The following is an 11,790-nucleotide window of genomic DNA, read 5'->3' on the forward strand; positions in this document are numbered from 1 at the left end:
GTGAGCTTGGGGTGGCCACGAAACTAAATGTACCACCATTTTGAATGAGGTTCAGGTCCATCGATTAGCCACCTGCTTGCAATCGCTGTCGCTTGGGAAAAAGCTTGTCCTCGGAATTGGGTTCCGCGCTTATCGACCGACAATCGCAGCTGAGTGGCCTTTCGCTCCCTGCTCCACTGTCAGCAATGGGTAATGCGCAAAATGAACCGCACCAATGGGGCGCAAATCACGCGTCGACCCGAGCGGAACAGTTGAAGTAGCATTTTCGTAGGCGCACCCAATCCCTGACTGCTCTGACCAATTGAGGGGCGTTTCCGCACGATCCTGAACAAAGAAATATTGCCAAAATAACCCGCAAAAACGCTCAAAAACGTGACAACACCGGGCAACCACGGGAAAATTACGCCTCATGGCCCTGTCGAATTGGGTGATTACCCCGACGTGCATCACAACGACCCATAGAACCGCAAGACCAAAGAGAGAACTGGATTGCTGCAACATGTTTGTTTGGCTCGTTCTTGGTTCGACTTAGGCCCAGCCTAGGTGTGCTGCAATCAAGTCGATGGCTAAATATTCAAACTAGATTGGAACTGGAACGGCCATAATCCAGCACAGGGCTCATCACGTATTGGTGAAGTGATATCAACGCGGTAACAAAATGAGTGCGGGGACAGAACAGCCGTAATCCGTCAGTCTCGAAACGCCCTGTCCTTTACGCGGATGACTGGCTTCGTCAGATACTCCAGCACTGTTTTTGGTTCGGGCAGCATATCAACTTGAGCAACCATTCCCGGTATCACGTCCAGATTCTGCCCATCCGCGTCCGTCAACGCTCCACTCATCCGTATCGCCACGACATAAACCGACGTATCTCCATCCGGGGCAAGTACCGTATCCGCGCCGATGCGCGTTACCCGCCCGTCCAGGGCACCATAGCGTGAAGCGTCATATGCCGTAATACGCACCTTTACCTCCAGATCAGATCGAATAAAGGCAATGTCATCCGGCCCGACAAAGGCCTCGACTGTGACGGTTTCGGCAAACGGTACATTTCAACTGCGGTCTGACCCTGCTGGACCACTCCGCCCAAAGTCGAAATCAAAACCTGATTGACAATGCTGCGTGTCGGTGCGCGAATTTCGGCACGTGCGAGACGGGTCTGAAAGGCTGGAATACGGGTTTCAGGCGAAGCCAGTTTGTGAGCCTCCCCAACTGAAATGGTCCACCGCTATGTTTAAGAAATAGAGGACCAAGAATGGCAAACAAGCGACCGAAGCCGGAAGAGATTATCTAAACCGGCCAGAAATGATGTTCTCCTTCAGAGTCCCTGAGAACGGCCAGCAATCCTGCAACACAGCGCCAATATTGCGGGTCTTATCCGCCGGATCCACGGCACGCGCATCCAGACCATCCTGCATGACCGCCCCGGTATCAGGTTCATACAAATCCAAGATCAAGCGCGCCAGAGTGCTTTCCCAGACCCAATCGGGCCCTATATCGCGACTTTTTCGCCCGGTTTGATCGCTAAATCGATATCCTTAAGAATCGAACCCAACGCATCATCGTAAGCAAAACTGACACCCTTGAAGTCAATCTGACCTTCGATCCTGCGCCGAGACAAATAGCGTCGGCCAGGCTGACGCTCGACCTATTGCACCATAATCGCAACGATCTGGTGATAAACCACGCGCGCTTGGTTCAGACGCGTCAGTACCTGCGCCAACTGGGACAGAGGTGACAAGGTTTTGCCCGTCAAGATCACGCAAGCGATCAGTGCTCCCATGGAGAACACCCCGTCCCGGATCAGGAACACACCGAAAAACACAATCGTGACCTGCGTGATCTGTTGAACCAGAAAGGTAAGGCTCACCGTTCCCTATGACAGCAAACGCGTCCTGCCGGAACTATCTGCCTGCGCGCGTACCGTCTCCTCCCAGCGAGCGCGCATGACCGGTTCGGCACCGGTCGTCTTGAGCGTTTCCATCCCCGTCAGCGTTTCCATCAGAACTGATTGTTTGGTCTGACTATCAAAACTAGATTCACGCGCATATCGGCTGAGGAATGGGTGCGCCAAAAGCCCCGATAGCAACTAATCGGCACAGCAATTGCCGAAACCAGCGCGAGAGTACCGCCGATGGCCCAGATCACACCGATAAATACAAATAGGAAGGGTAAATCGACCAAAGCAACCAGAGAGGCTGAGGTGAAAAAGTCACGTACCACCTCAAAGTCCCGCAGGATCGAGCCCATTCGCCCATTCTGACCCTACGTGACTTCATCTTGAGCGTCATCAACTGATTGAACAGCCGTTCGGCGATCTTCCTATCCGCCCGTTTCCCTGCTGTGTCAATGAAACGCGACCGCAGATTTTGGATAAGAAAGTCAAACAGCAGCGCATAGCCAACACCAGCAACCAAGGCCAATAAATTCGGCAGGATGCGATCATAGACAACCATCGTGAACAGAGAGGTCGCTGGTCCAAGTACGCTGGTTACCACGGCGGCCAGCATTATCTGAAAGTAAACCCCGCTCAGGTCGCTGAACGCAGGCCAGAACCGATGCCCCTCCCCTGTTGCGCTGAACGGTCCTCCTCCTTGCGGCGCGATATCGTGGCGCGCAGAACCCAGAGCACACTACTCAGACGCGGATCCTGCCGCCGCCAGATCTGCCTCGGACAAACCAAGGCCTAGATGTTCCTTTAATAGCCGGAGATGATTGATCAGCGGGTCGGAGGTGGCTGAATTCATCGGGACTGTCACAAGTTCGGATCGGTAGGCTGAGCGACACCCAAAGCGTCCAGGATGTCACCGGTGACCGCCAGCACAGCATATTCGGCGCGACGCGCTTGAGCTTCAAGTTGAATTACCCGCACCTGTGCAAGGTTCAGTTCGCGCAATGCATCCAATATCTGAACCAATGTGCTGCGCCCAATATTAAACTGACCCCGTGCAGCATCTAGCGCCTGCTCATTGATCTCGACCGCGCGTCGGGCTGTCGCTAGCCGCCGTTGGATTGAATTGGTCTCTTCCAGCGCCCGAGACAGATTACGCTGCAACTCGCGGCGCAACTCCTCTTCATCGGCTTCGCTTTGTTGAAGATTCGCGCGCGCCGTTTTCACGTTGGCCCGTGCGGAACCACCTTGGTAAATCGGAACTGTCACGCCCAATCGAGCCTGCGCCCCATCGTCAATGAACCCCTGATCGAAATCAGTCTCAAGGATCGCGGACAGGGTCGGCCGAGTCGCCCGTTCCGCAACGATTACTTCTTGCTGGCGCACCTGGCTAACGGCAACCTGAGTCCGTAAACGTGGGCTGCGCTCAACCATCTCCTGCGCCGAAGACCCAGCCAAAGCCGGTGCCGGTGGGATCGTCGGAATAACACCGGGACGGGTCCCAAAAACTTCTACCCAGTTTGCGGTTGCCAGTTCCACTTCTGTCTGCGCTTGTGCCAGTTCTGTCTCGGCATTGGACCTGCGCCCTTGCCCGGCCAGCAGATCTGCAACAGATCCAGCCCCCGCATCAAAGCGTGACTGGAGGTCGTCAACCAATACATCCGTGCGGTCCAGATTCTGCCGAGCCTGCTGTTCGAGGCGACGATTGCGGTCCAGATTGACTATGGTTTCGATGGCCTCGAAACTTAATGCGTTCAGCTCTGACAACTCACTTAACCATGTCTGCCGGGCTTCGATCTGGCGCAATCCTACGCGACTGTTGACTTTGCCCCCATCATAAATGATCTGGCTCAACCGCAGGATTGGAACCGGATCACCGCCAGACGTCAAAGACGTCTCGGCCTCTATCTGCGGCAGAAATGCCCCCTGCTCTGCGTCGATTCGAGACTTCGATGCCAGAAGGTTCGCGGTGCCTGCGGCTGTCGTGGGTGAGGTCGCGACCGAAGTTCGTACCAGCTCGGCAAAATCAGTACGTGCAACGCTTCCCTTCAGATTGTTCCTACCTGATGCGGGTGCTTCCACCGGTTTTGCAGTCGGATCAAAGGACTGCGTCCCCTGAATATCTTCAGTGCAACCTGCCAAAACTATCGTGGTTATCAAAACCGACAACCAAGCCTTCATGGTGCCAATGCTCCTGGTATTAATTATGCGCCAGACAACAAATCATCGGTCAATATTCTTAACAAAGTGCTATTCAAAGTTCTCGTTAAAAGGGTATTTTGACGGACAAACAACCTTATGCTTTGCACGCATATTTAGATTAAAGCGTGACAACAACTGCGCACGTCCCGCCCCTAATGCACCATCTGCACGCAGCCAAAGACCGCTTCCTTCGACCTGCAATGCATTGTCGACTGCATCGGCCAGTTCTACATCCGTGATCGCAATGCCCAGCCAGATATCATCAATTCAAGCTTCAAATCACGGTTGACGTCATCTACCTGCGCCACAATCGACCTGTCGAAACCGCCACCCGCATCCAGAAAATCGGTGCTCGAGCCCAGTATGAACCTTTGACTCTTTTCTAAGTCGATACCGATCCCAATAAACGCAGGCTAACCTTAGTAGCTGTAGACGCCTTCAAAAAGCAAAATACGATCGCCTGGATCGGTCAAAACTGAATTGTTTGTTGCACGGGGCATCATAATGTTCGGAGCTCGCAACTCATAATTCGCCTCAAGCACGGCGCCAAATTCCGATCCCAGATTGTCTGTACGATAAGATAATATCACAAGTTTTGGCTCGGCGCGGAACAACGCCTGATACAGGGCAGATTCTTCGCCTGCAGATTTCGTGTTGTTGACAGCTTGTGCATCAAGCCAGAGGCGCGGCTCCATGCGACGACTGGGAATCATGCCAATGCCGTCAAAATAGGTGTCCTCTTGCGCAAGTAGTTCTTCTGCTCGCTGAATAAGCGCAAATTGGTCACGGTTATCGTGGGCCAAATATTGAACATTTCGCAGCGTGCTCAGCACAGCAACAATTACCAGAATGCCAATAACACGCGAATACCACATTTCTGATCGCAGCATCAATCGGACGACGGCGTCGGCACAATAGAAAGCCAGAAACGGCAGCACCATGACGAAAACGTACGGCCATGTTTGATTATGAAAAAAGACCAATGCAGAAAGCACTAACGTAAAGGTAAAATATACCCGTGCAGCACTATCACATTTGGCAAATCGAGAGGCCGCAACAAAAAGCCCAAATATCACCAAACCATATTGCAGAGAATTTCGCTTTAGCGTTTGCCAGACGAACGCATCAAGTCCTTCGTAATAACTGCCCCCGTTGAACGCGAGTTCCGCTGGCCCAAAGAAAAGCACGGCAAGAACCTGTGGCATCGCGGCGCCCCCTAACAGGACTCCGTAAACTGCTATTGCGGCTGCCCACCCCAGTAAGAGCATTACCCCACGCTTCACCGCTCGGGCGACTGAGCGCATGATGAGCGCATCAATAGTCAATGCGGCCCCCAACGCAAAATTGAAGTAGACTGATTTTTGGGTCGTTACAAATGCAAGCCCACTTAGCAAACCAGCAATCAGAAGAGACTTGGCGCGGTCAGTTTCAGACCGAATGACAACCAGAATTGCCATAATCGAAAATAGCGTAGCAAGCGGTTCTGAACGCAGGCGGAATCCGCGTTCGATGAAATTACTGAAGCTCAGCAAGAGTGCAACGGCTAACAAAGCCGTAACACGTTCCGCCCCCAAAGTACGGGTGCATAGGTAGACGCACCAAGCGGTCGCTATTGCCAGGCAAGCTGTCGTCAATCGGCCTGCTATCAGCATTGAGGTGGCATCCCATCCGATCAGATGAGAGAATTCATAGAACAGAGCATATCCGACCGCCTTTTTCGGCCAGATCGTCTCGAACGTTCCGTCGAACAGATAAACGGGTTGGGTAAAATGCCAAAACTCATCCATCACAAAACGAGTATTAACCGACAGCACAACGAGAAAGGCAATCTTTAATAAAATAAAGGCTTTGAGTGCAAACGATAACCGTTCAGAGCGGTTCAGGTTTTGTGGCAAGATCTTTGTACGCACCGTCATTCTGTGCACTCTCACATAAAACGCTACTGGCTTGTTTCACCGCGCGTGATCTCAAGATATGCTACTGGATTTAACCAACCTCTCACGCGATGTGAAAAACAATCCAATTCAAAAATAACTCGGTGCCGTGATGTCAAAGCAAACCTCGCGTCTGCCTCAAATGCGCAATCTATAGGCGCTCTGAATGGACTCATCTCATGTTCCTCTTTTCATCGCCAGCTTAAGCCGGGGCACGAGCCTGTTCACGATCTGTGAGCGGGTGAGAAACTCGCGCCATTCAAGCGGTCCAAGTGAGATTATTGCCTTTAACGCTGAACCACATCCACGCAATCTGCGATGGTGCAGGCTGGCCAAACAAATGTTAAAAGCATTGGCCGTATCAGCGCGTTTACGGGCAATCTTTCTGAGATCGTCTGGCAGATGCACAAGATGCCGTTCCATTGGGATCTTCAATTGTCGCTTGAACGATTGCAGGTCTCGCGACCCGGTCATGGTCTGGGAAGCTGCATGAATACGAAACGATGCAGCGCAGGTGGGATCCCAAGCCAATCCATTCTGTGCGAGGCTCAACCAAAGGTCCCAGTCGGCAGTATACCAAAGGTCTTCATCAAGACCGCCTTTTCGCATTGCCGCATCCCGCCTGAACATGACGGCAGGCAACGCAACGGTATTTTGAACAATCAAGTACGAAAGTGCCTCTTCGAATGAAAGAACGCGCTGAGCACCTCCGAACGGAGGACACATATGGCCGACTGTATTGCCCTTAAGATCAATAAGATTCGCACCATGAACCCATATATCGACATTCGGGTACCGTGAGGACATTTCTTTCAGCAATGCCGCACGACCAGGCGACCAGATATCATCCTGATGCAACATTGTGATAAGGGATGAAACTGCTTCTCGCAGTCCAAGATTTGTGTTCTCGGTCCACGATTTTGCATCAGGATTGTCGATGATCCGGATTGGAAGACGTGACCGCGCAGCCTCGAGAAGTTCGCGGCTATTATCCGTTGAACCTTGATTGACGGCGACAATCTCAAGCCCTTCGCATTGACCATCTAGCGACGACAGTGCAGCGTCCAGAGTGTCCCCGCCATTATAGATTGGCATAACTACGGTAAGCCATGTCTGCGTCATGGGGTACAGCACCATTGAGTATGTATTCCGATCATGAAGGCAATCGTGATCAGCGAAGACTCTGGTCTCAAAGGATTATCTGTCGCAACTGATGTTGCGATTGGGCGACCTAGCTGTCGGGAATTATGCGCGTATATCAACCTAGGTCATCTCCTCTACTTCAGGCGGTGTGAGCAGCAATTTCTAAAGCCGGCTCCATCTGATCGCCTGTGGCGCTAGTTGCTGCCGCTCTTCGAACAGGGCTCTTTTTGCCAAGTCAGATCTGATGCAATTGGGTTTATCATTCTTTTTTACTCTCTTGCGCTATGAATTCCAAAACAAGAACAGATTGTTTCCGATTCATCAGGCTATTGTGGCTAGATTGGGGCATCACGCGTACTGATTTGTGGTTCTCCCAAATGACCAAATAGGCCGCGATAGTTTGATCCACATCATTGAGTAAAAAACCAATTGGACAACTACTCAGTCCGGAGATCCCAGCATGATAGGGAATTGGTGCTTTGAACCCACCTGACAGAATACGGAATTTTTACGATCAAAGATCCTGATGCCGCCTAAATCCCGCCGCAGCAAGGAAGGGGTAGCACAACAAGAATCCGCTGACGGTTACGATCCTCAAAGATACCGCAGCTTCGGCCGCAGTCGCCGTGTCAATCCCCTGAAGGAATAGAGCGCTAGCCCATGTCACCTCAGTCACTCCCAATCCTGCAGGTAAAAACGGGATCGACGAAACAAGTAGTATCAAAGGGAAGGCGACGAAAAGCGGCATGGGATCGAGCCCCGGCAAAAACATCACCATCAGACCAACATTCAAACCCGCTATCAGCAGATACCTCAAAAGGCTCAACCCCATAAGTTTATGTAGAACCACGGATCTTTGGTCAGCAGCTTGGTTCAAACCATCAGCGAGCGACGTCAAAGCCGCGCCCTCTCCTATCATCATACGAATTCGATGAACCACCAGTGCACTCCCACGCAGGACAGGCTTTAGCGCAGCGACAACAACCCCGAGAAGTACGATCAAAGAGAATGTCGCAAAAGCCGCACCCAACGCAACAAACACAAGGCCGGCCAATACCGCAATTCCCAGCGTCAAAAGCTCTAACGATTGCTCAAATAGAGAGGTACCCGCAGCGGCGCGTGCGCGAATGCCGCTTTTGCTCGCAACCCACGCGCGGACAATCGGGACGCTAATCTGTATCGAAATTATCTGACCCAAAAGCGCACCGGTCGCCGTTGCGGAGGTGGCCGTTCCCAAGGATATTGTCTGAATATCCAATGTTTCTGAAAGCACGATCCGCCACTTCGTTGCCGCGGCCACAACAATGGTGCTTTGCGTCAACATAATCAGCGCGTAAATGGGCCAGGGTACGCTGCCCAGCACCTCAGAAATACCCGACAGAGTTGCTCCACTTTTTTGTATGAGCACAACCAGCAGCGCCAATCCTGCAATGAGCCCTGCCAGTGTCCAACGGAGGCGTTTATTGCGAGTTAGTGTTTTTGTCCCATCAGACAAAGCAATTAACCCCGTATATCAGGTTAATGTCCGGAATTGCGGCCCGCATGGGCCACCACTTGGTACGGCGTTCTGGGAAGTGAAACTTAATAATCTGATGCAGGTTATAGATCGCATTTACATGCTCGACTGACATGTAATAATCGTAAGGCAGACCCGCTGCATAACCGCGTTTTCGCGGCCCTAACGTTCGCCCAATTCTCCACGCAAGTCCGGGGTCACAGGGGAGGATCAGCGATAGTACCCCGCCCGGACGGATAACGCGAACCCACTCCTCCAACGCACTTACCGGATCAGGAATGTGCTCCAAAACATGGGTCGCGATCACGCGATCAATACTATCGTCTTCAAATTGCAGCCTGGCACCTGAAAGCTGCTTGATCTCGACGCGTGGGTCCCAACTACGCTTGGTTAACCAATCGATTACTTTTGGATCATGGTCTGAAGCGATGTATCGCTCGAAACCATGTTGAACGCAGCCGAAATGTGCCATCGTGCCAACGCCAAGCTCAAGAACCGTCCCGTAGTGATCATCAAGGCCGGCATTTTTCTCAACCAAGTTATGCGTCGAACGTAAAATACGCGCACTTAAGCTTGAGCCGTAATTCGAGGCGTCATAGTTCGCCAGCCAATTTTCTTCATAGTTCGACCAATCCGGTTTCTCTACAAAGTTTTTCATCTCGTTGGCCTCCTGCATTTTACGCAAGCCTATATGTTGCTGGAGAAGTAATACCTTGCTTCCAAGGCTTCAGACGTTGCGAACAGGGAAAATGACAACAGTAATATCAGCAGCACATTCTCAGCCATTCTGTATTTTCTTGCCCTGCCATCGATAGTTCCACGCGATTGGAAAAGACAGGCCAGAAGTAAGATGGGTAGCAAAAAGTAACGGCCCTGGACACCCAATATAGCTGAGGCGGGATGGGGCGTCCAAGTTACTAGAAGTGAAAAGAAAACTATGAAAAACCCACCAAATGCAGATGAAATCAAGGCAAATGAAGACAGCCCATCATCTATTCTTCCCTGAAGTATCGCAAACATCAGGATCAACAGGACAATAAGAAATAATGTAGTGTAGGTCTGAGGAGAGAATGGCACATCCAGCCACCCCAAAATTCCTAAAAATGTATGAAGGTAGTAAAGAGTTCTTTGTCCGTCCGAAAGCGTGGCCCAAAGAGTGTCCGCGAACTGCCAGGGATTGAGCACATAATATTCCAAGATCTGGGTCGTGGTCGCACCTAAATCTACGCGCATATCCTTAGTTATGGATAATGCAAATCCATACCAGGAAATGATCGCGATACATAAAACCATGAATAGGGAAATGGCAGGAATGCTCCGAAAGCGAACCCCGAACGTCAGGGGTAACAACACAAGTGGCGCCATGTGCAAACGGCACCCTGCAAGTAAGAAAATCAGGGCCGATAATCCAAGCATCCTTTGAATACTTGGCCGAGTGCTTCTTTTCATTATGTCGAGGTATAGCGCGATTATCAGAAGCACCATCGCCGTGGATATGAAGTCAATGCTGGCTGATGCAGCCTGAAACAGCGTCATCGGGAGGAATAATAGTGCGATCACCAAGGCCGAAGGCACCATAATTCGAAATGCCGCAAGCAAAATCAACGACCCCGCGCCAAGAGTAAAAAGTCGCGCAAGTTTATAGCTGGCATCGACACTTTGACCCAGGAACTCTCCACACGCGAGAGCCAGTGCTTGGGGTAAATAAATAAGAGGGAAATAATACCCTGTTCCAGGCAGTGTTTCGTAGGCGCGCTTGCCGCTCCAATCTATGTCTTTCGCAGAATTCAGTTGCGCTGAAGTGACCTTGACTTCCGGGTGATGCGGCAAGGATTTGAACTGCGCCATATAGTCGAGCAACCCAGTGTCCACATTCCCGCCTGATGCCCGACCCTCGTCAGTGCTTAACAGGAACTGACCTTTCGAGAGCAAATAGGCGCGTTCGACGTGATCGAATTCGTCGGGGGATTGGAAAGGCGGTGTTAGCAGGCCTATCCACAATGCGGCACAGAACACTGACAAGACCGCAAGCAAACTCCGATCGTACGTCATGTTATTTATCGTCTTTCTTTGCGCCACTGCCGACAAGCATCGGTATGCGCCGGGTGATCCGTAGACGTTGAATTGGGACCTTTGGTTCAGATGCAATGTCATAACTTGCAAAAAACAGGAGCATCTGGAATCCAAGGACAATCGGTAATGCCGAAAGCATTACGGTTCCGGTCGTGGCTGGCACACCGGTCGCAACAGACTCTGACCATGCCACCGCACCAAAAATGACCCCAAACCCCAAGAGAAGGACTCCGAACAGGAGGTTCAACGACGCAAGAGAGAAATCGCGCAGAAAATACATGTAGATAACGCGCTTTAGTGTGGCAACCAAATGGCGCCAAAGAAATTCAAACATGACACGTCCGACGCGAAGCCCGCTGACTTCGTCGGCATAGACAGCTCGCATAGGAATATCGATCACGACAGCCCGAAGATCACCGAGGCGAATGAGCATGTCACTTTCAAAGAAATATCGCTGGGATACTTTGTCGAGATCAATTGAGGCGAGCGTACGGGCATGTATCGCGGTAAATCCATTGGTTGGATCAAATATGCTCCAGTACCCGCTTGATAGCTTCGTTATAAAGCTAAGGAACGCGTTGCCGAACAGCCTGACCCAGGGCATTTCCCTCACCGCAGTACCCGAATAGAACCGGTTACCTTTTACATAGTCCGCTTCCCCAACTGCGATCGGTTGTGCAAACTGAGAGATCAATTCAGGGGCCATTTGACCGTCCCCATCAACCTTCACGACTATTTCGGCATCTGCATCCAATGCTGCCCGATATCCCGTGATGACAGCTCCACCCACACCAGTGTTTGTCTTATGCCTTAAAACCGTCAGGCGGGGATCCTTTATTGTTTTTTCAATGAAACCACCTGAATCTTCGGGGCAGGCATCATCGACTGCAAAAATATGCTCTACTTCTGGACCGATACGCGCGATCACATCTTCAATGTGGCGCTTGACCTTGAAACAGGGAATAACGACTGCAATGCGCATATTTGATCCCCCGATTGAACCTCGGGTCCACTCCTAGCCTCACAAACTG

At 51.4% G+C, this 11,790-nt stretch carries 10 protein-coding genes and 1 pseudogene; all 11 read right to left on the minus strand.

The features are described from left to right. Positions 1 to 689: 689 nt before the first annotated feature. Positions 690 to 1,016 (minus strand): annotated as a pseudogene (locus tag ACR0JR_RS17300) (beta-barrel domain-containing protein); the annotation flags it as partial. Positions 1,017 to 1,286: 270 nt separating this feature from the next. Beyond that, positions 1,287 to 1,457, minus strand: a complete 171-nt coding sequence (locus ACR0JR_RS17305) for a P-loop NTPase family protein (protein ID WP_010443461.1) — start codon at positions 1,455 to 1,457, stop codon at positions 1,287 to 1,289. Positions 1,458 to 1,648: 191 nt separating this feature from the next. Continuing rightward, positions 1,649 to 1,870, minus strand: coding sequence for a hypothetical protein (locus tag ACR0JR_RS17310; protein WP_480457175.1), 222 nt, complete (start codon positions 1,868 to 1,870; stop codon positions 1,649 to 1,651). A gap of 274 nt (positions 1,871 to 2,144) precedes the next feature. Next, on the minus strand, positions 2,145 to 2,510 hold the full coding sequence (locus ACR0JR_RS17315; protein WP_480457176.1) for a hypothetical protein: 366 nt from the start codon (positions 2,508 to 2,510) through the stop codon (positions 2,145 to 2,147). Between the two features lie 245 nt (positions 2,511 to 2,755). Beyond that, on the minus strand, positions 2,756 to 4,072 hold the full coding sequence (locus ACR0JR_RS17320) for a TolC family protein (RefSeq protein ID WP_480457177.1): 1,317 nt from the start codon (positions 4,070 to 4,072) through the stop codon (positions 2,756 to 2,758). A 440-nt stretch (positions 4,073 to 4,512) separates the two neighbouring features. Then, entirely contained in the window at positions 4,513 to 6,009 is a 1,497-nt protein-coding gene (locus ACR0JR_RS17325) for a DUF7056 domain-containing protein (RefSeq protein ID WP_480457178.1), read from the minus strand. Positions 6,010 to 6,204: 195 nt separating this feature from the next. Then, complete coding sequence (locus ACR0JR_RS17330) at positions 6,205 to 7,149, minus strand: glycosyltransferase family 2 protein (RefSeq protein ID WP_480457179.1); 945 nt, start codon at positions 7,147 to 7,149, stop codon at positions 6,205 to 6,207. A 535-nt stretch (positions 7,150 to 7,684) separates the two neighbouring features. Further along, positions 7,685 to 8,665, minus strand: a complete 981-nt coding sequence (locus ACR0JR_RS17335; RefSeq protein WP_480457180.1) for a lysylphosphatidylglycerol synthase domain-containing protein — start codon at positions 8,663 to 8,665, stop codon at positions 7,685 to 7,687. Further along, positions 8,658 to 9,344, minus strand: a complete 687-nt coding sequence (locus tag ACR0JR_RS17340) for a class I SAM-dependent methyltransferase (protein WP_010443452.1) — start codon at positions 9,342 to 9,344, stop codon at positions 8,658 to 8,660. The genes ACR0JR_RS17335 and ACR0JR_RS17340 overlap by 8 nt, the downstream gene beginning before the upstream one ends. Positions 9,345 to 9,373: 29 nt before the next feature. After that, complete coding sequence (locus ACR0JR_RS17345) at positions 9,374 to 10,738, minus strand: DUF2142 domain-containing protein (protein ID WP_480457181.1); 1,365 nt, start codon at positions 10,736 to 10,738, stop codon at positions 9,374 to 9,376. A 1-nt stretch (position 10,739) separates the two neighbouring features. Beyond that, positions 10,740 to 11,741, minus strand: coding sequence for a glycosyltransferase family 2 protein (locus ACR0JR_RS17350; protein WP_480457182.1), 1,002 nt, complete (start codon positions 11,739 to 11,741; stop codon positions 10,740 to 10,742). Between the last annotated feature and the right edge of the window lie 49 nt (positions 11,742 to 11,790).

This window comes from Ruegeria sp. AA3 (assembly GCF_056542905.1).